Raw genomic sequence first — 22,665 nt, 5'->3', positions numbered from 1 at the left:
CTCAGTTCCTTCTGGGGCGCGCTTACTGCGCGACCTGCGAGATCGTGTAGGGGGTGGGCTGCTGGGCGCCGTGCGGGTGCTCGGCACCGGCGTAGACCTTGAGCTTCGACAGCTGCTGGCGGCCGAGCGTGTTGCGCGGGAGCATGCCGCGGACGGCCTTCTCCACGGCGCGGGTCGGGTGCTTCTCCAGCATCTCGGTGTAGTTCATCGAGGACAGACCGCCCGGGTGACCCGAGTGGCGGTAGGCGCGCTTCTGCTCGGCCTTGGCGCCGGTCAGCGCGATCTTGTCCGCGTTGATGATGATGACGAAGTCGCCCGTGTCGACGTGGGGGGCGAAGGTCGTCTTGTGCTTGCCGCGCAGCAGGATGGCGGTCTGGCTGGCGAGGCGGCCGAGCACCACGTCCGTGGCGTCGATGATGTGCCACTGACGGGTGATGTCACCGCCCTTGGTGGAGTGGGTACGCATGTGTGGTGCCTTCTGCTCGTCTGATGACTGACCCCTTGCACCGGGCGAAGGGGTGGCGCCGCACGTCCCGAGGACGCGGCGCCGCTGGGTTCCATTCTACGGAGGTCGCGGTGGTCGCCGAAATCCGTCGAGGAGCACCAAAACCCTTGATACGAAGGGGGATTCGCCCTCGTCGCGCGCGCCTCACGCGCCCGCGTCATGGAGATTGCACAATACTTGTGCAATCGTGGACGGGTGACCGACGACCCCCGCAGCGCGACCTGGCGGCTCCTGGCCCACCCCCTTCGCTCCCGCATCCTGGCCCACCTGCGCCTGCACGGCGGGTCGACGGCCGCCGACCTCGCCCGCGCCCTGGGCACCAACACCGGCGCCACGAGCTACCACACCCGGGTCCTCGCGGAGGCGGGTCTCGTCGAGGACACCGGGCTCGGTGACGGGCGCTCGCGGGTGTGGGCCGCGAGCGAGGAGGACGAGGGCAGCGGTGTCGACACCTCCGTCGCCGTGAGCGCCATCGACGACGCCGAGGACCTCGCCGACGCGCTCTGGCTCGCCCACGACCTCGTCGACCACCACGCCCAGCGCCAGCACGCGTGGATCGACGCGCAGGTCTCCTGGCCGCTCGTGTGGCAGGAGGAGTGCGGCATCGACGACGGCGAGGTGCTCGTCGACGAGACCCAACTGAGCGCGCTGCGGGCCGAGCTGGGTGCCGTCCTCGAGCGCTACCGGCGGCGCGGCGCCGGCACCCCCGGCGCGCGGCGCGTGACGGCCGTCGTCGCCCTCACGCCCCTGCCCCGCCGGTCCTGACCCCGACCGACCTAGGGTGGACCCGTGAGTTCCTCCGAAGAGCGCCACGAGCGCCACTGGCTGATCGGCGTCGTCGCGCGGGTGCTCATCGCCTTCGCCGTCCTCGCCGTCATCACGCACACGCTCGTGCGCCCCTTCGTCATCCCGTCGGCGTCGATGGAGCCGACGCTCATGACCGGCGACCGGGTCTTCGCGCAGGTCCTCGGTGTCGACGGCGAGCAGCTGGAGCGCGGCGACGTCGTCGTCTTCGGCCACGGCGCCACGTGGGAGGCGGCGCGTCTCGACGACCCCAATCCGGTGACCGACGCCCTGCGTTACGTCGGCGACGTGCTCGGCACCGGCCCCAGCCACACCGCGCACACGGTGAAACGGGTCATCGGCCTGCCCGGCGAGACGGTCACCTGCTGTGACGACCAGGGGCGCGTCCTCGTCGACGGCGAACCGATCGCGGAACCGTACGTCACGAACGACCTGCCCTTCGACGGGTGCGACGAGCGTGTGTCCCAGCGCTGCTTCCCCGAGATCACCGTCCCCGACGGCTCCTACCTCGTCCTCGGCGACAACCGGGCCAACAGCTCCGACTCGGTCGCCGGCTGCCGCGGTCAGGTCGAGGGCGACTGCGCCACAGTGCGGTTCGTGCGTGCCGACCAGGTCGTCGGCACCCTCGGCTGGCGCTGGTGGCCGCTGCCGCCGGGCGGGGCCGAGCGGAGCTGATCAGTCCTCGCGGCGGGCCCTCGCCTCGACGGCCCGGGCCGCGAGGGCGCCCTCCGCGGGGTACTCGACCTCGACGAGGCACAGCCCGTGGGCGGGCATGACCTTGACCCGCGGGTCGCGGGACAGGCCCGTGAGCACCTCGACGGGGAAGTCGACCCCGCGTCGCCCCTCCCCCACGGGCACGAGCGCGCCGATGAGTGCGCGCACCATCGAGTGGCAGAACGCGTCGGCGCGCACGGTCGCCTCGAGCAGCCCGTCGTCGCGGCGCTCCCAGTCGTAGCGCAGCAGGGTGCGGGTCGTGCTGGCACCTTCGCGCTTCTTGCAGAAGGCGGCGAAGTTGCGCAGGCCGAGCAGCTGGGCCGTCGCGGCATTCATCGCGTCGACGTCCAGGGGCGAGCGCAACGCCACGACCTCACGACGACGAAGGGGGTCCAGCCGTGCCGGATCGTCGCAGACCAGGTAGCGGTAGCGCCGGCTCAGCGCCGAGAAGCGCGCGTCGAATCCCTCGGGCGCCCGGGTGACGCGGTGGACGACGACGTCGGCCGGCAGCACCCCGCGCAGGCGCGTCCCGAGCGCCTCCTCCGGGCGGCGACCGGAGTGGCCCACGGCCCGCTCCAGCTCCTCGGGCTCGAGGTCGAGGTGGACGACCTGCCCGGCGGCGTGCACCCCTGCATCGGTGCGCCCGGCGACGGTCAGCCGCGCCGGCTCGTCCAGGCGCAGCACCGTCGTCACCGCGGCCGCGAGCTCTCCCTCGACGGTCCGCAGCCCGGGCTGCGCCGCCCACCCGTGGAAGTCGGTCCCGTCATAGGCGAGGTCGAGGCGCAGCCGCATGCGGGCCAGCGTAGGTGAGGGACCCCCTTCGCCCTCCCGTGGGGACGACGAAGGCGCCGCACCCGATAGGGGTGCGGCGCCTTCGGTCAGGCAGGGACCCGGCTCAGGCCTCGTCCTCGACCTGCTGCTTGGCCTCGCCACCGGCCGGCTCGAAGCCGGCCGCCTTGGCCTCGTCGGCGGTCTTGAACCAGACCTCGGCGATGGTGGCGTCGAACCACTGCGAGCCCGGGACGTGGTACTTCATCGAGTCGAGGTTGCCCTTGACCGTGTAGTCCTCGCTCGGGGCGGCACCGTCCTCGAGCGGCGCGACGGCGCCCTCGGGCAGGTCCGCGGCCGCCGCGGGAGCGGTGGCCTCGGTGGTCTCGTCGGTGTCGATGGCGTCGAGCGTGCCCTCGGACTCGGTGGGAGCCTCGGCGTCGGCGTCCTTGGCCGAGCGCGCGGTGGCGGCCTCGGCCTCGGCGACGACGGCGCGCTTCGGCTTGGCGTTGACCGGCTCACGCACGAGCTCGATGACGCACATGGGGGCGTTGTCGCCCTTGCGCGGCGCGATTTTGGTGATCCGGGTGTAGCCACCCTGGCGGTCGGCCATGTCGGGGGCGATCTCGACGAAGAGACGGTGGACGACGCTCTTGTCGGTGACCGTGGTCATGACCTTGCGGCGGGCGTGCAGGTCACCGCGCTTGGCGAAGGTGATCAGCCGCTCGGCCAGCGGACGCAGCCGCTTGGCCTTGGCCTGCGTCGTGGTGATCTGGTCGTGCTCGAAGAGCGCGGTGGCCAGGTTCGCGAGGATGAGGCGCTCGTGAGCCGGGCCGCCACCGATACGGGGTCCCTTGGTGGGGGTGGGCATGGTGTTCTCCTTGGAAGTTCTGACCTCACCGCGTCAGCGGTCAGGTCGTGAAGCGGTGGGTCAGAGCTGCTCGTCCTCGGCGAACGAGGCGTCCTCGTCGCCGGACTCGTCGTAGTCGTCCTCGCCGTAGCCGGGGATCGCGGTCGGGTCGAACCCGGGCGGGCTGTCCTTGAGCGCCAGGTCCATCTCGTGCAGCTTGGCCTTGACCTCGTCGATCGACTTCGCACCGAAGTTGCGGATGTCGAGCAGGTCGGCCTCGCTGCGCCCGACGAGCTCACCCACGGTGTGGATGCCCTCGCGCTTGAGGCAGTTGTAGGAGCGGACGGTCAGGTCCAGGTCCTCGATCGGCAGCGCCAGGTCGGCAGCGATCGCGGCGTCGGTCGGCGACGGGCCCATGTCGATGCCCTCGGCCTCGACGTTGAGCTCACGGGCCAGGCCGAAGAGCTCGACGAGCGTCTTGCCGGCGGAGGCCAGCGCGTCGCGCGGGGCGATCGAGCTCTTGGTCTCGACGTCGACGACGAGGCGGTCGAAGTCGGTGCGCTGCTCGACACGGGTCGCCTCGACCTTGTAGGTCACGGCCAGCACGGGCGAGTAGATCGAGTCGACCGGGATGCGACCGATCTCCTGGTCACCGGACTTGTTCTGCTGCGCGGAGACGTAGCCACGGCCACGCTCGACGGTCAGCTCCATCTCGATGGAGCCCTTGTCGTTGAGCGTCGCGATGTGCAGGTCCGGGTTGTGGACCTCGACACCGGCCGGGGGGTTGATGTCGGCGGCGGTGACCGCGCCGGCACCCGACTTGCGCAGGTACATCACGACCGGCTCGTCGTTCTCGCTGGAGACGACGAGGGACTTGATGTTGAGGATGATCTCGGTGACGTCCTCCTTGACCCCGGGGATCGTGGAGAACTCGTGGAGCACGCCGTCGATCCGGATCGAGGTGAGCGAGGCGCCCGGGATGCTCGAGAGCAGGGTGCGACGCAGGGAGTTGCCGATGGTGTAGCCGAAGCCGGGCTCGAGGGGCTCGATGACGAACCGCGAGCGGTTGTCGGCGATGACCTCTTCGCTGAGGTTCGGGCGCTGTGCGATGAGCACGGTGATTCTTCCTTCCCACGGGCGACCGCTATATGACGCCTCGTGAAGGTGTCGGGGCGTGACCCCGACGGTGGCTCCCGCATCGGTCCGCGGGAGCCACCCTCAGTCGAACTGGATCAGTTCTTGGAGTAGAGCTCGACGATCAGCTGCTCGGTGAGCTGGGTGTCGATCTGCTCACGCGTCGGCAGCTGGTGGACGAGGATCTTCAGGCTGCCCGGGACGACGTGCAGCCACGCCGGGATCGGACGCTCGCCGAAGGTCTCACGAGCCAGCTGGATCGGGAAGGCCTCGACCGACTGCTTGCGCACGGTGATGATGTCGTACTGCGAGACGCGGGCGCTGGGCACGTCGGTGCGCACGCCGTTGATCTCGAAGTGGCCGTGCGTGACGAGCTGACGAGCCTGACGACGCGTGCGGGCCAGGCCGGCACGGTAGATGACGTTGTCGAGGCGCGACTCGAGGATGATCAGCAGGTTGTGACCGGTCTGACCGGGGCGGTTGGCCGCCTCCTTGTAGTACCGGACGAACTGCTTCTCCATGACGCCGTAGGTGAAGCGGGCCTTCTGCTTCTCCTGCAGCTGGGTCAGGTACTCCTTCTCCTGGATCCGCCGGCGGCCGTGCTGGCCCGGCGGGAAGGGACGGAGCTCGAAGTTCTTGTCGCCGCCGACGAGGTCGAGCTTGAGGCGGCGGGACTTCTTGGTGATGGGGCCGGTGTAACGAGCCATGTGTTATCGAATCTCCCGTATCTCTGCTGCTCAGACGCGACGGCGCTTGGGCGGGCGGACACCGTTGTGCGGGCTGGGCGTGACGTCCTGGATCGCGCCGACCTCGAGGCCGGCGGCGGTCAGGGAGCGGATGGCGGTCTCGCGACCGGAACCCGGGCCCTTGACGAAGACGTCGACCTTCTTCATGCCGTGCTCCATGGCGCGGCGGGCGGCGGCCTCGGCAGCCATCTGGGCGGCGTACGGGGTGGACTTGCGCGACCCCTTGAAGCCGACCTGGCCCGCGGAGGCCCAGGAGATCACGGCACCGGTGGGGTCGGTGATCGAGATGATCGTGTTGTTGAACGTGCTCTTGATGTGGGCCTGGCCCACGGCAACGTTCTTCTTGACCTTGCGGCGCACCTTGGCGCCGGAACGGGTCTTGGGGGGCATGTTTCTCCTACGAAGTTCTTCGGTGTGTGGTGATCACGCGGCCAGCGCGAGGCCGGCACGTGATGCCGTGGTGTGTCAGGCCTTCTTCTTGCCTGCGACGGTGCGCTTCGGGCCCTTGCGGGTCCGGGCGTTGGTCTTGGTGCGCTGACCGCGGACCGGGAGACCGCGGCGGTGCCGCAGACCCTCGTAGGTGCCGATCTCGACCTTGCGGCGGATGTCGGCAGCGACCTCGCGACGGAGGTCACCCTCGAGCTTGACGTTCGCCTCGAGGTAGTCGCGGAGGGCGACGAGCTGGTCGTCGTCCAGGTCCTTCACGCGGATGCTCGGGTCCACGCCGGTGGCGGCGAGGGCCTGCTGTGCGGTCGTACGTCCCACACCGAAGATGTAGGTCAGGGCGACCTCGGCGCGCTTCTCGCGCGGCAGGTCGACTCCAACAAGTCGTGCCATGTGATGGCTTCCTTCTCATGTTCTCGGAGGTCTGGTGCACCACCGGTCCGGCGGTGGTCCCCGCAAGGTCTGCGGGCCGCTCGGTCCCCGGCCTCCGAGCCGGGGGTGACGTCTCGCTCCACGAAGGGGGCGAGGGCCGGGTGGTGCGTGATTTTCAGTTGGCGTTGCTCGAGGATCCGGCGACAGGCCGAGGTTCCTCGCCGTTCAGTCGGTCCTGGTGGACGCGATCAGCCCTGGCGCTGCTTGTGGCGCAGGTTCTCGCAGATCACCATGACCCGACCGTTGCGGCGGATCACCTTGCACTTGTCGCAGATCTTCTTGACGCTCGGCTGAACCTTCATTGCCGTCTCGCATCTGCTCGATCTGTCCCGTCACCCAGGTCGGGGCGACGGGTCGTGCTGTGGGTGCTTCACTCGTCGGGCGCCGGCACGCGGCGACCGCCTCGATCAGCGGTAACGGAAGACGATCCGGCCGCGGGTCAGGTCGTACGGGCTGAGCTCCACGACAACCTTGTCCTCGGGGAGGATCCGGATGTAGTGCTGCCGCATCTTGCCCGAGATGTGGGCGAGAACCTTGTGACCGTTGGTCAGCTCGACCCGGAACATTGCGTTCGGGAGCGCTTCGACGATCGTGCCCTCGACCTCGATGACACCGTCCTTCTTGGCCATACCCTCTCAATCCGTTGGTGGTCACCTCCTGGGTGGAAGCGACCGTGGGCGGCACGCACGAACGTGCCTCCCCGGATGCAGGGAAGGCAGTACACACGTGACCGACAGTCAAGACTACGGCACACACGCACGTGCGGGGAAATCCGATCAGTCGGGGAACCCCACGGCGGGCCGTCGACTGCAACACTCGGGAGCGCAGGGCATGACCCACATCACAGGAAGCAGCCCGGGGCGCTCACCGCCTCGGACGTGAGCGGAAGGACAGCGACATGGACGCACTGGCTCGCCGCCTGGGCCTGCGGACCCAACCGACCATCTTCTTCGTCTCGGCCGGGTTGATGATTCTCTTCCTCGTGGTCCTGCTGCTCTTCCCCGACGAGTTGAACAGCTCCTTCGGCGCCGGCCGTGAATGGATCGTCACCAACCTCGGCTGGTACTTCATCTTCGGGGTCACCGCCTGGCTGGTCATCCTTCTCGCTGTGGCATTCAGTCCCTACGGGGGCGTCCAGCTCGGACGCAAGGACGAACCCCCGCAGTACAGCTTCCTCTCGTGGTTCGCCATGCTCTTCGCCGGTGGCATCGGCACCATCCTGATGTTCTGGGGCGTCGCGGAGCCGATCTCCCACTTCTCCAATCCGCCGCGGGCCGGGGTCGATCCGTACACGGCCGAGGCGGCCACCGACGGCATGAACTTCGCGCTCTACCACCTGAGCCTGCACACCTGGGCGATCTTCTGCCTGCCGGGCCTGGCCTTCGCCTACTTCATCCACCGCTACGAGCTCCCGGTCCGGGTGAGTTCCGTCTTCTACCCCTTCCTCAAGGAGGGCATCTACGGACCGATCGGTCGCGCCATCGACATCCTCGCCATCCTCGGCACCCTCTTCGGTGTCGCTGTCTCCATCGGTCTGGGCACCTCCCAGATCGGTGCCGGTCTGAACGAGCTCTTCGGGTGGGCGAACGACACGACCCTGCAGGTGGCCATCATCATCGTCCTGACGACGGTCGCGGTGACCTCGATCGTCCGAGGTCTGGACAAGGGCGTGAAGCTGCTGTCGAACATCAACATCGGCATGGCGATCGTGATGATGATCTTCGTCTTCCTCGCCGGAGGGATGACCCTTTTCCTCCTCCGCCAGATCTTCGAGACGACGGGCAACTTCGTCTCCGCGCTGCCAGGCCTGATGCTCTGGAACGACGCGATGGCCGATGTCACCAAGGACGAGGGCTGGGGCTGGCAGGGCGGCTGGACCGTCTTCTACTGGGCGTGGACGGTCAGCTGGGCCCCCTTCATGGGGATCTTCCTCGCCCGCATCTCCAAGGGACGCACGGTCCGCGAGTTCGTCCTCGGTGTGCTCTTCGCACCAACGATCTTCACGATCATCTGGTTCGTCACCTTCGGCTGGTCCGCCTTGCGCATCGACGGCATGGACGGCCAAGAGGGCCCGATCTCCGCGGCGGTCGCCGAGTCGGTCCCCCTGTCGATGTTCGCCTTCTTCGAGAACTACCCGCTGACGACCTTCATGCAGGGCTTCGCCGTGGTCATCGTCGCGATCTTCTTCGCGACGAGCTCCGACTCCGCATCGCTCGTCGTCGACATGCTCTGCACCGGCGACGGCGATCCCGGCCCCACGCGTCAGCGCGTCTTCTGGGGGGTCAGTGAGGGCGTGCTCGCCGCACTGCTCATCGTCCTGGCCGGCGACGAGGGCCTGAACGCACTGCAACAGGTGATCACCGTGGTCGGATTGCCAATGTTCACCTTGATGTTCCTCGCTGGGATCAGCTTCGTCGTGGCGCTGCGCAAGGAGAATCTGCAGTTCGTCACGAAGGTCAAGGGAGTTCCCGAGGAGGCGGTCGCTGCCGGCCGGGACGCCATGGACCGCGGTGAGATCACCGCGGCGACGCCCGTGGCGGAGGAGGAGGGCGAGCCCACCACCGTGGGCTCAGGCGGCGACCGGGCCGGGTGAGACGTGCGTGGGTGGTGCCCACCCACGGACCCCGTCGCGCAAGGCCCGTACCATCGCAGCCATGACCGGCCTGCGTCTTGCCCTCGTTGGTGATCCGAACTGGGCCGGCACCGCCCACGCGCGACGGGCCCTGCAGGCGCTGGCGCCCGATGCGCAGCTCCACCAATTGCCCACCGGGTCGGCACCGACCGTCGATCTCGACGGCCTGTGGCTGCTCACGCCGCCCGCGAGCGGTGACCCGACGGCCCACGACGCCACGATCAGCTGGGCCCTGCACCTGGGGATCCCCTTCGTGGGCCCGTTGGGCGGGAGTCAAGGGGGGAGCCCCTTCGTCACCGCCGTGCCCGGCAGCCGACTGGCCACCATGCTCGGCCACACCCCGCGAGAGCTGCCCGGTGCGGCCGCCGATGCCCGCACCGGGCTGGAGTACGTGACCCCCGTAGGCACGGCGTGGTTCGCCCAGGCCCACCGCGACGACATGCCCGCCGTCATCACAGCCGCGGGCTCTCCCTTCGCCGCGCTCGTCGACCACCCACTGGCCACGGACGCAGGACTGCACCCGCTGCTCGTGGACTTCATCGACGCGGCCCGTCGTCGCGCGACGTCTCGACATCTGCCCGAGCCGGCTGCGGCACCCACCGCAGGCCCCTCCTTCGCCCCCTTCGCCGACGACGAGCCGCGCAGCTACCTGCACCAGATGCGCACTGCCCGCTACCGCTGGTGGCGGCCGCTGCTCGCCCTGGCCGCGGGGCTGGGGACCTTCTTCGCGATCTCGATGTTCCTCAGCATCGTCTGGGTCGTCCTCGACCCGTCGCTGCTCGAGACCACGGACACTGCCGCGATCGACCCCACCGACCCGGTGACGATGCTCATCGGCAACCTCATGCTCGCCGGGCTCATCCCGGCCACGCTCGTTGCGACCCGCGTGGGCCACTGGCGGCCGATGGGCAAGGTGTGGTCGGTCACCGGACGCATCCGGTGGGGCTGGCTGCTGCGCGCGACACTCGTCACGACCCTCGTGTGGGGCGCCTACCTCGCCCTCGCGTGGCTCCTCTCCGGTGAGCAGCCGACGGCCCGGCCCGAGCACTGGGGGTGGCTGCTGCTCATCACCCTGCTCACCACTCCCCTGCAGGCGGCGGGCGAGGAGGTCGCCTTCCGCGGGGGGCTCATGCAGGGCGTCGGCGCGTGGATCGGGCGCCCCGTGCTCGCCCTCGTCGTGAGCACCGTGCTGTCGGCGGCGACCTTCGCCCTGGCGCACACCTCGCTCGACCCGTGGATCCTGCTCGACCTGGGCGGCATGGCGATCGCCTGCTGCTACCTCACGTGGCGCACGGGCGGTCTCGAGGCGGCGATCGTGCTGCACGTCGTCAACAACCTCGTCATCACCATCGGGCTGACGCTGCTCGGCGGCATCCAGGACGCCTACGTCACGGAGGAGACGACGAGCACCGCCGGCAGCGCCGGGCTGGGCGTCCTCGCCACCGCGGTCATGACGGCGATCCTGCTGTGGCTCGCGCGGCGGTCGGGGGTGGCGCCCAAGGGCTTCGGCCGACCGGCCCTCAACCCTGAGTCGAGGTAGTCCCGACCCTCTGGCAGGGCGTGCCCTACCTCGACTCGCGGGGCCCCTCGGCGAGGTCCGCGGAGAAGGCCTCGATGATCCGAGCGGCACCGTCGACGGCGCTCACCTGACCCGATCGCACGCCCGGGGTCAGCTCACCGAGCAGCTCGCGCACCCGCGGTGAGCGGCGCACGGCGTCGCGCAGCTCGGCGTCGACCATCGCCCACATCCACTCGCGCTGCTGCTCGGCGCGGCGCGCCTGCAGCGAGCCCTGCTCCTCGAGGTACGCGCGGTGCTCGAGCACCGCGTCCCACACGTCGTCGAGCCCGTCGCCGGTGTACGCGCTGCAGGTGAGCACCGGGGGGCGGCGGGCGTCGGGGTCGGAGTTCATCAGCCGCATCGCCCCGGAGAGCTCGCGGGCGGCCACGCGGGCGTCGCCGGCGTGCTCACCGTCGGCCTTGTTGACCGCGATGACGTCGGCCATCTCGAGGATGCCGCGCTTGATGCCCTGCAGCTGGTCGCCGCCCCGGGCGAGCGCGAGCATGAGGAAGGTGTCGACCATCTCGGCGACCGCGACCTCGGACTGGCCGACACCGACGGTCTCGACGAGCACGACGTCGAATCCGGCAGCCTCGAGCACGAGCATCCCCTCACGGGTCGCGCGCGCGACACCACCCAGGTGCGCCCCCGACGGCGACGGCCGGACGAAGGCGTCCTCGCTCGCCGTCAGCTGTGCCATGCGGGTGCGGTCGCCCAGGACCGACCCGCCGGTGCGCGCGCTGCTCGGGTCGACGGCGACGACCGCGACCCGGTGGCCCCGCTCGATGAGCCGCGTGCCGAGCGCGTCGATGAAGGTCGACTTGCCGGCCCCCGGGATCCCCGAGACGCCCACACGCATGCCGCGGCCGGTGTCCGCCGCGAGCAGCGCGAGCAGCTCGCGGGCCCGCTCCCGGTGGTCCGGGCGCGAGGACTCGACGAGCGTGATGGCGCGGGCGATGTGTGCCCGCGAGCGGTCACGCACCCCATGGGCGAGGTCGGCGACCGACTCAGCCATCGGTACCGGCGGCCCGCTCCCGCAGCTGGTCGACCAGGCGCCCCGCCGCACTGGCGATGACGGTGCCCGGCGGGTAGATGTCGTCGGCGCCGGCGGCCCGCAGCTCGTCGAAGTCCTGGTCGGGGATGACCCCGCCCACGACGATCATGAGGTCCTCACGACCGAGCGCGTCCAGCTCCTGGCGCAGCGCCGGCACGAGGGTCAGGTGACCCGCGGCCAGCGACGACACCCCGACGACGTGCACGTCGCCCTCGACGGCCTGACGGGCCACCTCGCCGGGGGTCTGGAAGAGCGGACCCACGTCGACGTCGAAGCCGAGGTCGGCGAAGGCGGTGGCGATGACCTTCTGCCCGCGGTCGTGCCCGTCCTGACCCATCTTGGCCACGAGGATGCGCGGCCGCCGGCCCTCGGCCTGCTCGAACTCCTCGACCTTGGCCAGGACCTCGTCCACGGCTCCGCCCTTGCCCGCCTCGTCCCGGTACACACCCGAGATCGTACGGATCTGTGCGGTGTACCGGCCGTAGACCTCCTCGAGCGCCGAGGAGATCTCGCCGACGGTCGCCTTGGCGCGGGCCGCGTCGATGGCGAGCGCGAGCAGGTTGGTCTCCATCGTGCCGCCCGCGGAGCGGGCCGCCTCGGTGAGCGCTGCGAGGGCCGCGCGGGTCTCCCCTTCGTCCCGCTCGGCACGCAGGCGCTCGAGCTTGGCGATCTGCGAGGCGCGCACGGCGGCGTTGTCGACCTTGAGGATCTCGATGGCCTCGTCGTCGGTGCTCTCGGTGACCGGATAGGTGTTGACGCCGATGACCGGCTGCTGGCCCGAGTCGATGCGCGCCTGGGTGCGGGCGGCCGCCTCCTCGATGCGCATCTTGGGGATGCCGGCCTCGATGGCCTTGGCCATGCCGCCCGCCGCCTCGACCTCCTGGATGTGCGCCCACGCGCGCTGGGCGAGGTCGTGCGTCAGCCGCTCGACGTAGGCGCTGCCGCCCCACGGGTCGATGACCCGGGTCGTGCCCGACTCCTGCTGGAGGACCAGCTGGGTGTTGCGGGCGATGCGCGCGGAGAAGTCCGTCGGCAGCGCGATCGCCTCGTCGAGCGCATTGGTGTGCAGGCTCTGCGTGTGACCCTGGGTCGAGGCCATCGCCTCGACGCAGGTGCGCACGACGTTGTTGTAGACGTCCTGCGCCGTCAGGCTCCAGCCGGAGGTCTGCGAGTGGGTCCGCAGCGACAGCGACTTGGCATTGGCCGGCTCGAAGTTCTCCTTGACCAGGCGCGCCCAGAGCAGGCGGGCCGCGCGCAGCTTGGCCACCTCCATGTAGAAGTTCATGCCGATGGCCCAGAAGAAGGACAGGCGCGGCGCGAAGGCGTCGACGTCCATGCCAGCCTCCTTGCCCGCACGGATGTACTCGATGCCGTCGGCGAGGGTGTAGCCGAGCTCGAGGTCCTGCGTCGCCCCGGCCTCCTGCATGTGGTACCCGGAGATCGAGATGGAGTTGAACCGCGGCATCCGCTGGCTGGTGAAGGCGAAGATGTCGGAGATGATCCGCATCGAGGGCACCGGCGGGTAGATGTAGGTGTTGCGGACCATGAACTCCTTGAGGATGTCGTTCTGGATGGTGCCGCTCAGCTGCTCCGGGCTCACCCCCTGCTCCTCGGCCGCGACGACGTAGAGCGCGAGGATCGGCAGGACGGCGCCGTTCATCGTCATCGACACACTCATCCGGTCCAGCGGGATCCCGTCGAAGAGCGTGCGCATGTCGTAGATCGAGTCGATGGCGACACCGGCCATGCCGACGTCGCCGGAGACGCGCGGGTGGTCGCTGTCGTAGCCGCGGTGCGTCGCGAGGTCGAAGGCGACGGACAGGCCCTTCTGCCCCGCCGCGAGGTTGCGCCGGTAGAACGCGTTGGACTCCTCGGCGGTGGAGAAGCCGGCGTACTGCCGGATCGTCCACGGCTGGTTGACGTACATCGTCGGGTAGGGACCGCGGAGGAAGGGGGCGGCGCCCGGGACCGTCTCGAGGAAGTCCAGGTCCTCGGTGTCGGCCTCGGTGTAGACGGGGGCGACGTCGATGCCCTCGGGCGTCGCCCAGCCCTCGGCCGCGCCGGGGGTGGCCTCGAGGGCCTCCTGCCAGAGGCCGTCCGCCGCGGCGGAGGGGGTGCCCTCGCCGAGCTCGATCGTGTCGAAGGTGGGGATCTGCGCGCTCATGCCTGTGCTCCTGCCTGCGGGGCGCCGAGGGTGTCGAGGAGGTCCGTGAGGAAGGCGACGACGTCCATGCCGTCGCGGATCTCGCCGTCGACCGCCGTGTCGCCGACCTCCTTGGCCGAGCCGGCGACGAGGACGCGCTCCGCACCAGCAGCACGAAGGGAGGACACGCTCGCCTCGGCGAGGTCGGCGTAGCCCTGCTTCGAGGACGCGATGACGGCGACCGAGCCGGTCGTGGCGGGCACGTCGTCGGCGGAGGCGACCTCGACGACGTCGGGCCGGATGCCGGCGACGCCGAGGAGGTTGCTGACGAAGGTCAGGCGGGCGGTGTGCTCGCGGGCGGGGCCGAGGGCGAGGACCGGGACGGAGACGTCGCCGGCGGCGGTGCGCGCGCGCAGCGCCTCGAAGACCTCACCGTCGCGACGCCGCGGCAGTCCCTCTCCGGGCAGCTCGACGCGCGCGGTGCGCTCGAGCAGGGTCTCTCCCGCCAGGGGGAAGGTCGACGTGCCGGTCAGGGGCAGGGCGCGGGTGGCCAGCGCCGCGTCGCGCTCGGCGCGCGTGGCGGCGAGGCGCTCGGCGACGGCACCGGAGGCCAGGCCGGCGGCGGCGCCACCGGCGGCGTCGAGCTCGCCGAACCAGGCCCACGCGGCCCGGGCCAGCTCGTCGGTGAGCGTCTCGACGTAGGCGGATCCACCCGCCGGGTCGGCGACGCGCGCGACATTGGACTCGGAGGACAGCAGCGACTGCGTGTTGCGGGCGACCCTGCGGGAGAAGGCGGTCGGCAGCCCGAGCGCGTGGTCGTAGGGCAGCACGGTGATCGCGTCGGCGCCACCGGCGGCCGCAGCGAAGCAGGCGATCGTGTCGCGCAGCAGGTTGACCCACGGGTCGGTGCGGGTCTGCATGCGCCACGAGGTCACGGCGTGGATCCACGCGCCGCGGTCGGCCTCGGGGACCTCGAGGACCTCGCCCACGCGGGCCCAGGTGCGGCGCAGGGCGCGCAGCTTGGCGATCGTCGTGAACTGGTCGGCGGTGGCGGCGACGCGGAAGTCGATCCGGCGGAAGGTCTCGGCCGGCTCGATGCCCGCCTCGGACAGGTGCCGCACGTAGTCCAGGGCGGTGGCCAGGGCCAGGGCGATCTCGTCCTGGTCGCTCGCCCCGGCGTCGTGGTGCACCCGCGCGTCGACGGTGATGGCCCGCACGCCGGTGAACCGGTCGCGGCAGGTGGCGACGGCGTCGGCAAGCGGTCCGAGGTCGGGGGTGCCACCGCGGACGGCGACCTGACCGATCGGGTCGTGGCCGAGGCTGCCGCTGACGGTGGTGGGGTCGACCCCCTTCGCCTCCCAGGCGGCGACGAGCGCGGCCGCGGCGGCGCCCTGGTCGTCGAGGGAGCTGACGACGACGGGAGCGAGGTCGGCCCGGACGTCGGTGAGGACCTCGGCGACGTCGCCGGCGGCGATGCCGTCCGCGCCGACGTGCAGCCAGACCGAGGTGACGCCGCGCTCGAGGTCGGCGAGCACGGCCTTGCGGCTCGTGGCCGCGTCGGGGTCGTCGTGGAGCTGGCGCACGTCCCACGGCACGTCGGGGTTGCGCGGCCCGCGGCCCCGGGTGAACGGCATGGCGCCCGGCAGACCGAGCGCGGTGCCCGGCTGCGGCCAGTAGATCGGGTCGATGTCGATGCCGCCAGGCAGGTGGCTCGTCAGCACCTCACGGGCGCCGTCGGCGTCGACCTTGCGGTCCTCGGGCCGGGACTTGTTGACGACCGCGGCGGCCAGCTGGGCCCACTCGTCGGGACTCGTCCGGTCGAAGCCGGCGGCCAGTCCCATCGTCTCGTCCTGTGCAGGGGGAAGGGTCATCCTCGTAACGCTCCTCATCGACCCGGACGTCGGCCCGCGGGCCGACGGCATGACTGACTTCGCACCCTACCGAGGAGCGGGCCGTGCCGAAGGCGCCGTCCGGCGTCGCGTGCGCCACATCAGCGCGTGGGGCGGGCCTCGAGGCAACGAACGTTGGTCGAGGTGCGAGGCCGTCCGCGGCCGAGCCTCGAGACAACGAACGTTGGTCGAGGTGCGAGGCCGTCCGCGGCCGAGCCTCGAGACCCCGCTCAGTCCAGCGGGCCGAAGCTGGCGCCGCGGGCGGACAGCTCCGCCTCCCCGCCGTCGATGGCCGTGAGGACCCAGACGCCGTGCTCGGTGATCGCGACGGAGTGCTCCCAGTGGGCCGCGGGGCTGCCGTCGTTGGTGACGACGGTCCAGTCGTCGTCGAGCACGTGGTTGGCCTGGTCGCCAAGGGTGACCATCGGCTCGATGGCCAGCGTCGTGCCGACCGGCGTCTGCGGCACGCGACCCCGGACGCGGTAGTTGGGCACGTTGGGCGGCAGGTGCATGTGCTCGCCGATGCCGTGGCCCGTGTAGTCCTCGACGATGCCGTAAGCGACGCCGTCGGTGCGGGCGTCAGCTCGGATCGAGTCCTCGACCGCGCCGCCGATGTCGTTGAGGTCCCCGTCGGGACGAAGGGCGGCGATCCCCGCCCAGAGCGAGCGGCGGGTGATCTCCGACAGCCGCACGGCGGCAGGCTCGCCGGCGGCGTCGCCGCCGACGACGACGGTCATGGCGGCATCGCCGTTCCACCCGTCGACCTCGGCACCGCAGTCGATGCTCAGCAGGTCGCCGTCACGCAGGACCCGGTCACCGGGGATGCCGTGGACGATCTCCTCGCCGACGGAGGTGCACAGGGTGTGGCTGTAGCCGGGGACGAGCTGGAAGTTGGGCACTCCCCCGCCGCTGCGGATGAAGTCCTCCGCGAGGGCGTCGAGCTGGGCGGTGGTGACGCCGGCGCGGACCTCACAGCGCAGCATCTCGAGGGTGCGGCCGACGAGCAGGCCCGCCACGCGCATCGCCCGGAGCTGATCCGGGGTGCGCGGGCGGACCCGCTCGCGACCGAAGAGTCCCAAGAGCTCAGGCGCCCAGGGCGGCGACGATCCGCTCGGCGACCTCGTCGACCTCGCCCTCGCCGTCGACCTTGACGAGCAGACCGCGCTGCTCGTAAGCGTCGGACAGCGGCTTGGTCTCGCGGTGGTAGATGGCCATCCGCTCGCGGATGACCTCCTCGGTGTCGTCGACGCGACCCTCGAGCTCGGCGCGCTTGAGCAGGCGCTGCACGACGACCTCGTCGTCGACGACGAGCTCGAGCACCTTGTCGATCGAGTGGTCGGTCTTGGCGAGCATCGCGTCGAGCGCGGTCACCTGCGCGGTCGTGCGCGGGTAGCCGTCGAGGAGGAACCCGGGCGCGGCGTCGCCCTCGGCGAGACGGGCCTCGACGATCGCGTTGGTGATGTCGTCGGAGACGTAACCACCGGAGGCGAGGATCTCCTTGACCTGGAGCCCGAGCTCGGTCTCGTTCTTGATGTTGGCACGGAAGATGTCACCCGTGGAGATGGCCGGGATGCCGTAGTGCTCGGCGATCCGGGTGGCCTGGGTGCCCTTGCCGGCCCCGGGGGGGCCCAGGATGATGAGACGCATCAGCGGAGGAATCCTTCGTAGTGGCGTTGCTGGAGCTGGGACTCGATCTGCTTCACCGTCTCCAGACCGACGCCCACCATGATGAGGATAGACGCCCCGCCGAAGGGGAAGTCCTGGTTGGCGCCGATCCACACGAATGCGACGAGCGGGATCAGCGAGATCAGAGCGAGGTAGATGGCTCCCGGCACGGTGATGCGGGTGAGCACGTACTGGAGGTACTCGGCCGTGGGTCGCCCGGCTCGGATACCTGGGATGAATCCCCCGTACTTCTTCATGTTGTCCGCGACCTCCGTGGGGTTGAAGGTGATCGACACGTAGAAGAAGGTGAAGAAGAGGATCATCGCGGTGAAGACCGCCATGTAGATGGGGTGGTCACCCCGCACGAGGTAGGTGTTGATCCAGTCCACCCAGCCCGGGTTGTTGCCCGTCGGGTCGGTCTGGAACTGGGCGATCATCTGCGGCAGCGCGAGCATCGAGCTGGCGAAGATGATCGGGATCACGTTGGCCATGTTGACCTTGATCGGGATGTACGTGGACGTCCCGCCGTACATCTGGCGACCGACCATCCGCTTGGCGTACTGCACGGGGATGCGGCGCTGGGACTGCTCGACGAAGACGACGGCCGCGATGATGAGGAAGCCGATCGCGATGACGAGCAGGAAGAGGTCCCAGCGTCCGTCGCGCTGCTGGATGGCCCAGAGCGAGCCGGGGAAGGTCGCGGTGATCGAGGTGAAGATCAGCAGGGACATGCCGTTGCCGACGCCCTTGTCGGTGATGAGCTCACCGAGCCACATGATCAGGCCGGTGCCGGCCGTCATCGTCAGCACCATCAGGACGATGTCGAACATCGACTCGCGGTAGAGGATCGGGCCGCACTCGGCGTTGTTGAACAGCGCCGCGGGGTTGCGCGCGAAGGTGATGAAGGTGGCCGACTGGAGGACCGCCAGCGCGATCGTCAGGTACCGCGTGTACTGCGTCATCTTGGCCTGACCGGTCTGCCCCTCCTTCTTCAGCGCCTCGAAGCGGGGGATGACGACGGTGAGCAGCTGCACGATGATGCTCGCGGTGATGTACGGCATGATGCCGAGCGCGAAGATCGACAGCTGCAGGAGCGCGCCACCACTGAAGAGGTTGGCCATCCCGAGGAAGTTGTTGCCGCCGTCCTGGCGGGCGCCCGCGATGCAGGCCTGCACGGCCGAGTAGTCGACGTTGGGCGTCGGCACGTGGGAGCCGAGGCGGAAGAGCACGACGATGCCCAGCGTGAAGAGCAGCTTGCGCCGCAGGTCGGGCGTCTTGAACGCCCGGGTGAAGACGGAGAGCACGTGGGTTCCTCCAGGACGGTGCCGGGATGCAGATGTGAGCTGCGGGCAGGGAGCCGCCGGGTGGCGGCACAACCTGACCGACGATACCTGTCGCGAGCAGGCGATCGCGACGTGACTCGCGTCCCGTCGTGGGACGACGTGGCCACAGACGCGTCGAGGCCGCCCCGATCACGGGGCGGCCTCGACGCAGTGACCGAAGGGGGTCAGCGAGCGGTGATGCTGCCGCCGGCCGCCTCGATCTTGTCCTTGGCGCTCGCGGAGAAGGCGTCGACTGTGAGGTCGACCTTCACCGTGATCTCGCCGGAGCCGAGCACCTTGACGGGGTGGCCGTCGCGGACGGCGCCCTTCGCCACGAGCTCCTCGACACCCACGGTGCCGCCCTCGGGGAAGAGGGAGGCGATGCGGTCGAGGTTCACGACCTGGTACTCGGTCTTGAACGGGTTCTTGAAGCCACGGAGCTTGGGCAGACGCATGTGCAGCGGCGTCTGACCGCCCTCGAAGCGCTCCGGAACCTGGTAGCGAGCCTTGGTGCCCTTGGTACCGCGGCCCGCGGTCTTGCCCTTGGAGCCCTCACCGCGACCGACACGGGTCTTCGCGGTCTTGGCGCCGGGGGCCGGACGCAGGTGGTGCACCTTGAGGGCGTGGGTCGAACCCTGCTCCTCGTTGGGGGTGGCCTTGGAGTCAGCCATGATCAGTCAACCTCCTCGACGGTCACCAGGTGGCGAACCGTCTGGACCATGCCACGGATCTCCGGGCGGTCCTCCTTGACGACGACGTCGCCGATGCGCTTCAGACCGAGGCTGCGCAGCGTGTCGCGCTGGTTCTGCTTGCCACCGATCTCGGAACGGGTCTGGGTCACCTTGAGACGAGCCATCATGCACCCGCCTTCGCCTTCTCGGCGGCCTCGGCGCGACCAGCGGCCTGGGCACGCAGCATGGCTGCAGGGGCGACCTCGTCCAGGGGCAGACCGCGGCGGGCCGCGACGGCCTCCGGGCGCTCGAGACCCTTGAGGGCCGCGACCGCCGCGTGGACGATGTTGATCGCGTTGTCCGAGCCGAGGCTCTTGGACAGCACGTCGTGGATGCCGGCGCACTCGAGCACGGCGCGCACCGGACCACCGGCGATGACACCGGTACCCGGGGAGGCCGGACGGAGCATGACGACACCGGCCGCGGCCTCACCCTGGATGGGGTGCGGGATCGTGCCCTGGATGCGCGGGACGGTGAAGAAGTTCTTCTTCGCCTCCTCGACACCCTTGGCGATCGCGGCCGGGACCTCCTTGGCCTTGCCGTAGCCGACACCGACGGTGCCGTCACCGTCACCGACGACGACCAGGGCGGTGAAGCTGAAGCGACGACCACCCTTGACGACCTTGGCGACACGGTTGATGGTCACGACGCGCTCGAGGAACTGGCTCTCGGTGCGGTCGCGGCCACCGTCACGACGGTCACGGCCACCGCCGCGGTTGTCACGACGGTCGTTGTTGGAGCGCTCATTGGTGCCGGCGGCACCGGCGCCTCGACGCTGGGGTCCGGGCATCAGATGTTCCTCTTCTCGACGTTGTGGGCCTGCATCACAGGGTCAGGCCCCCTTCGCGGGCGCCGTCCGCGATGGCGGCGACGCGGCCGTGGTAGCGGTTGCCACCGCGATCAAAAACCACGGAGACGACTCCATTCGCCTTGGCGCGCTCGGCGACGAGCTCGCCGACCTTCTTGGCCCGCTCGGTCTTGTCGGCCTCGAGGGCACGCACGTCGGCCTCCATGGTCGACGCGGACGCGACGGTCTTGCCGACCGTGTCGTCGACGACCTGGACGAAGACGTGGCGGCTGCTGCGGGTGACGACCAGACGCGGCCGTGCAGCGGTACCGGAGACCTTCTTGCGAAGGCGCACGTGGCGACGGCCACGAGCGGCGGTCTTGCCCTTGGCGCGCTTGATGATCTTGGCCATGGCTTACTTACCAGCCTTTCCGACCTTGCGACGGATGTGCTCGCCCTCGTACCGGACACCCTTGCCCTTGTACGGGTCGGGGCGGCGGAGCTTGCGGATGTTGGCAGCGGTCTCGCCGACGAGCTGCTTGTCGATGCCCTGGACGCTGAAGCGGGTCGGGTTCTCGACGTTGAAGCTGATCCCCTCGGGGGCCTCGATGACGATCGGGTGGCTGTAGCCGAGCGCGAACTCGAGCGAACCGCCCTTGTTCTGCACGCGGTAACCCGTGCCGTGGATCTCGAGCTTCTTCTCGTAGCCCTCGGTGACACCGATGACCATGTTGTTGATGAGGCTGCGGGTCAGGCCGTGGAGCGAGCGCGACTCGCGCTCGTCGTCGGGACGCGCGACCTCGACGCCGTTCTCGGTCTGGGAGACCGTGATCGGCTCGGTCACGATGACCTGCAGCTCGCCCTTGGGGCCCTTGACCTTGACGGTCTGGCCCTCGATGGCGATGTCGACACCGCTGGGGATGGCGACCGGGAGTCGTCCGATTCGCGACATGTCTGCTTCCCCTTACCAGACGTAGGCGAGGACTTCCCCACCCACACCCTTGGTTGCGGCCTGCTTATCGGTCAGGAGGCCGGAGGACGTGGAGATGATCGCCACGCCCAGGCCGCCGAGAACCTTCGGCAGGTTGGTGGACTTCGCGTACACGCGCAGACCGGGCTTGGACACCCGGCGCACGCCCGCGATGGAGCGCTCACGGTTGGGGCCGTACTTGAGGTTGATCGTCAGCGTCTTGCCGACGGTCGCCTCCTCGACCTCCCACCCCGCGATGAAACCCTCCGCCTGGAGGATCTCCGCGATGTGCGACTTGAGCTTGGAGTACGGCATGGAGACCTCGTCGTGGTGCGCCGAGTTGGCGTTCCGGACGCGGGTCAGCATGTCCGCAATCGGGTCGGTCATGGTCATGGGCTCTGCCTGCCCTCTCTCATCGCGGTTTCCCTCCGGGATCCGGAGCGACCTTCGATGTAGAAGTGATGATTCGTGGATGTGGCCCTTCGGGAGAAGGAACCACGCGGGACTTCGGGGGGCACTCGGGGGACGATGCCCCGTGCGTGCCGGATTACCAGGAGGACTTGGTCACGCCGGGGAGCTCGCCCCGGTGGGCCATCTCCCGGAGGCACACGCGGCACAGGCCGAACTTGCGGTAGACCGAGTGCGGCCGGCCGCAGCGCTGGCACCGGGTGTACCCGCGGACCTTGAACTTCGGCTTCTTGTTCGCCTTGTTGATCAGGGCGGTCTTCGCCATGTCAGTTCTCCTTGAAGGGGAAGCCGAGCTGCTTGAGCAGCGCGCGGCCCTCGTCGTCGTTCGTCGCGGTCGTGACCACGGTGATGTCCATGCCGCGGACGCGATCGATCTTGTCCTGGTCGATCTCGTGGAACATCGACTGCTCGGTCAGACCGAAGGTGTAGTTGCCGTTCCCGTCGAACTGCTTGGGGTTCAGGCCACGGAAGTCACGGATGCGGGGCAGCGCGACCGCGGTGAGGCGGTCGAGGAACTCCCACATGCGCGCACCGCGCAGCGTGACGTGGCAACCGATCGGCATGCCCTCGCGCAGCTTGAACTGCGCGATGGACTTGCGGGCCTTGGTCACCTGCGGCTTCTGACCGGTGATGGCGGTCAGGTCGCGGATGGCGCCCTCGATCAGCTTGCTGTCCTTGGCGGCGTCGCCGACGCCCATGTTGACGACGACCTTGACGACGCGGGGAACCTGCATCGCGTTGCCGTACCCGAACTGCTCCTGCAGGGCGGGGACGACCTGGTCGGCGTACTTGCCCTTCAGGCGCGGGGCCTCGACGGCGGGGGTCTCGATGGTGTCAGTCACTTCACAGGTCCTTGCCCGAGCGGCCCGCGACGCGGGTGCGGCTCGCCTTGGTGCGACCGTCGCGCTCGACGGTCTCGACGCGGGTGCGGATGCGGGTCGGCTTGTTGTCCTCGGGGTCGACGATGGCCACGTTGCTCACGTGGATCGGCGCCTCGGAGACGACCAGGCCACCGGCCTGCCCGCCGAAGCCGGCCTTGGTGTGGCGGG

At 69.8% G+C, this 22,665-nt stretch carries 27 protein-coding genes and 1 pseudogene; 4 read left to right on the top strand and 24 right to left on the bottom strand.

All coding sequences use genetic code 11. The features are described from left to right. Nucleotides 1-22: 22 nt before the first annotated feature. A complete protein-coding gene (gene rplM, locus JAN01S_RS05005; RefSeq protein WP_068314598.1) occupies nt 23-466 on the bottom strand; it encodes a 50S ribosomal protein L13 in 444 nt (147 codons plus the stop codon). Nucleotides 467-700: 234 nt separating this feature from the next. Between rplM and JAN01S_RS05000 the strand changes: the two genes are divergently transcribed. Beyond that, on the top strand, nt 701-1,270 hold the full coding sequence (locus JAN01S_RS05000) for an ArsR/SmtB family transcription factor (RefSeq protein ID WP_068314594.1): 570 nt from the start codon (nt 701-703) through the stop codon (nt 1,268-1,270). A 24-nt stretch (nt 1,271-1,294) separates the two neighbouring features. After that, nucleotides 1,295-1,984, top strand: coding sequence for a signal peptidase I (gene lepB, locus JAN01S_RS04995; RefSeq protein ID WP_244884757.1), 690 nt, complete (start codon nt 1,295-1,297; stop codon nt 1,982-1,984). Here lepB and truA read toward each other — a convergent pair whose 3' ends face one another. The 8 genes from truA to infA all read right to left on the bottom strand — a co-directional run bounded on the left by truA (nt 1,985) and on the right by infA (nt 7,026). Continuing rightward, nucleotides 1,985-2,815: a tRNA pseudouridine(38-40) synthase TruA gene (gene truA / locus JAN01S_RS04990; protein WP_068314591.1), complete on the bottom strand. Its 831-nt coding sequence runs from the start codon at nt 2,813-2,815 to the stop codon at nt 1,985-1,987. A gap of 103 nt (nt 2,816-2,918) precedes the next feature. Further along, nucleotides 2,919-3,662 (bottom strand): 50S ribosomal protein L17, sunset domain variant, encoded by a 744-nt coding sequence (gene rplQ / locus JAN01S_RS04985; RefSeq protein ID WP_068314588.1) that lies wholly within the window; start codon nt 3,660-3,662, stop codon nt 2,919-2,921. Nucleotides 3,663-3,722: 60 nt separating this feature from the next. Beyond that, nucleotides 3,723-4,757: a DNA-directed RNA polymerase subunit alpha gene (locus JAN01S_RS04980; RefSeq protein WP_068314584.1), complete on the bottom strand. Its 1,035-nt coding sequence runs from the start codon at nt 4,755-4,757 to the stop codon at nt 3,723-3,725. Nucleotides 4,758-4,873: 116 nt separating this feature from the next. After that, nucleotides 4,874-5,482 (bottom strand): 30S ribosomal protein S4, encoded by a 609-nt coding sequence (gene rpsD, locus JAN01S_RS04975; RefSeq protein WP_068314581.1) that lies wholly within the window; start codon nt 5,480-5,482, stop codon nt 4,874-4,876. A gap of 30 nt (nt 5,483-5,512) precedes the next feature. Continuing rightward, on the bottom strand, nt 5,513-5,911 hold the full coding sequence (gene rpsK / locus JAN01S_RS04970; RefSeq protein WP_007928041.1) for a 30S ribosomal protein S11: 399 nt from the start codon (nt 5,909-5,911) through the stop codon (nt 5,513-5,515). A 75-nt stretch (nt 5,912-5,986) separates the two neighbouring features. Continuing rightward, on the bottom strand, nt 5,987-6,358 hold the full coding sequence (gene rpsM / locus JAN01S_RS04965) for a 30S ribosomal protein S13 (protein ID WP_068314579.1): 372 nt from the start codon (nt 6,356-6,358) through the stop codon (nt 5,987-5,989). A 227-nt stretch (nt 6,359-6,585) separates the two neighbouring features. After that, a complete protein-coding gene (gene rpmJ / locus JAN01S_RS04960) occupies nt 6,586-6,699 on the bottom strand; it encodes a 50S ribosomal protein L36 (protein WP_006592630.1) in 114 nt (37 codons plus the stop codon). Nucleotides 6,700-6,804: 105 nt separating this feature from the next. Continuing rightward, entirely contained in the window at nt 6,805-7,026 is a 222-nt protein-coding gene (infA, locus tag JAN01S_RS04955) for a translation initiation factor IF-1 (protein ID WP_007928045.1), read from the bottom strand. Nucleotides 7,027-7,295: 269 nt separating this feature from the next. Between infA and JAN01S_RS04950 the strand changes: the two genes are divergently transcribed. Next, nucleotides 7,296-8,990 (top strand): BCCT family transporter, encoded by a 1,695-nt coding sequence (locus JAN01S_RS04950; RefSeq protein ID WP_068314575.1) that lies wholly within the window; start codon nt 7,296-7,298, stop codon nt 8,988-8,990. 61 nt (nt 8,991-9,051) lie between these two features. After that, a complete protein-coding gene (locus tag JAN01S_RS04945) occupies nt 9,052-10,569 on the top strand; it encodes a CPBP family glutamic-type intramembrane protease (protein ID WP_068314573.1) in 1,518 nt (505 codons plus the stop codon). Nucleotides 10,570-10,594: 25 nt separating this feature from the next. Here the strand turns inward: JAN01S_RS04945 and meaB are convergent, their stop codons facing one another. The 15 genes and pseudogenes from meaB to JAN01S_RS04870 form a co-directional block, all read right to left on the bottom strand. Further along, nucleotides 10,595-11,602, bottom strand: a complete 1,008-nt coding sequence (meaB, locus tag JAN01S_RS04940) for a methylmalonyl Co-A mutase-associated GTPase MeaB (protein ID WP_068314567.1) — start codon at nt 11,600-11,602, stop codon at nt 10,595-10,597. Continuing rightward, nucleotides 11,595-13,805 carry a methylmalonyl-CoA mutase gene (gene scpA, locus JAN01S_RS04935; protein WP_068314562.1) on the bottom strand — a complete coding sequence of 737 codons (2,211 nt, stop codon included), beginning with the start codon at nt 13,803-13,805 and terminating at the stop codon, nt 11,595-11,597. Before scpA ends, meaB begins: the two co-directional genes overlap by 8 nt. Then, a complete protein-coding gene (locus tag JAN01S_RS04930) occupies nt 13,802-15,655 on the bottom strand; it encodes a methylmalonyl-CoA mutase family protein (RefSeq protein WP_244884756.1) in 1,854 nt (617 codons plus the stop codon). The genes scpA and JAN01S_RS04930 overlap by 4 nt, the downstream gene beginning before the upstream one ends. Nucleotides 15,656-15,903: 248 nt before the next feature. Next, entirely contained in the window at nt 15,904-16,752 is an 849-nt protein-coding gene (gene map, locus JAN01S_RS04925) for a type I methionyl aminopeptidase (protein ID WP_084360040.1), read from the bottom strand. Between the two features lie 4 nt (nt 16,753-16,756). Continuing rightward, complete coding sequence (locus tag JAN01S_RS04920) at nt 16,757-17,320, bottom strand: adenylate kinase (RefSeq protein WP_068314557.1); 564 nt, start codon at nt 17,318-17,320, stop codon at nt 16,757-16,759. Further along, nucleotides 17,320-18,642: a preprotein translocase subunit SecY gene (secY, locus tag JAN01S_RS04915; RefSeq protein WP_068314555.1), complete on the bottom strand. Its 1,323-nt coding sequence runs from the start codon at nt 18,640-18,642 to the stop codon at nt 17,320-17,322. Before secY ends, JAN01S_RS04920 begins: the two co-directional genes overlap by 1 nt. Before the next feature lie 203 nt (nt 18,643-18,845). Beyond that, complete coding sequence (gene rplO / locus JAN01S_RS04910) at nt 18,846-19,331, bottom strand: 50S ribosomal protein L15 (RefSeq protein WP_068314553.1); 486 nt, start codon at nt 19,329-19,331, stop codon at nt 18,846-18,848. Between the two features lie 2 nt (nt 19,332-19,333). Continuing rightward, the gene (rpmD, locus tag JAN01S_RS04905; protein ID WP_007924709.1) at nt 19,334-19,516 is read right to left on the bottom strand and encodes a 50S ribosomal protein L30; all 183 of its coding nucleotides are present in this window, start codon (nt 19,514-19,516) and stop codon (nt 19,334-19,336) included. Next, nucleotides 19,516-20,181, bottom strand: a complete 666-nt coding sequence (rpsE, locus tag JAN01S_RS04900; protein WP_068314551.1) for a 30S ribosomal protein S5 — start codon at nt 20,179-20,181, stop codon at nt 19,516-19,518. The genes rpmD and rpsE overlap by 1 nt, the downstream gene beginning before the upstream one ends. 34 nt (nt 20,182-20,215) lie before the next feature. Further along, nucleotides 20,216-20,590, bottom strand: coding sequence for a 50S ribosomal protein L18 (gene rplR / locus JAN01S_RS04895; protein WP_068314549.1), 375 nt, complete (start codon nt 20,588-20,590; stop codon nt 20,216-20,218). A gap of 3 nt (nt 20,591-20,593) precedes the next feature. Then, complete coding sequence (gene rplF / locus JAN01S_RS04890) at nt 20,594-21,130, bottom strand: 50S ribosomal protein L6 (RefSeq protein WP_068314547.1); 537 nt, start codon at nt 21,128-21,130, stop codon at nt 20,594-20,596. A gap of 12 nt (nt 21,131-21,142) precedes the next feature. After that, nucleotides 21,143-21,541: a 30S ribosomal protein S8 gene (rpsH, locus tag JAN01S_RS04885; RefSeq protein WP_068314546.1), complete on the bottom strand. Its 399-nt coding sequence runs from the start codon at nt 21,539-21,541 to the stop codon at nt 21,143-21,145. Between the two features lie 154 nt (nt 21,542-21,695). Beyond that, nucleotides 21,696-21,881, bottom strand: a complete 186-nt coding sequence (locus JAN01S_RS04880) for a type Z 30S ribosomal protein S14 (RefSeq protein ID WP_007924699.1) — start codon at nt 21,879-21,881, stop codon at nt 21,696-21,698. Nucleotide 21,882: 1 nt separating this feature from the next. Next, entirely contained in the window at nt 21,883-22,458 is a 576-nt protein-coding gene (rplE, locus tag JAN01S_RS04875; protein WP_068314539.1) for a 50S ribosomal protein L5, read from the bottom strand. Nucleotide 22,459: 1 nt separating this feature from the next. Further along, a pseudogene (locus JAN01S_RS04870) lies at nt 22,460-22,665 on the bottom strand (50S ribosomal protein L24); the annotation flags it as partial.

This window comes from Janibacter anophelis NBRC 107843 (assembly GCF_001570945.1).
Taxonomy (GTDB): domain Bacteria; phylum Actinomycetota; class Actinomycetes; order Actinomycetales; family Dermatophilaceae; genus Janibacter; species Janibacter anophelis.
This window is presented reverse-complemented; position numbering and strand designations above follow the sequence as displayed.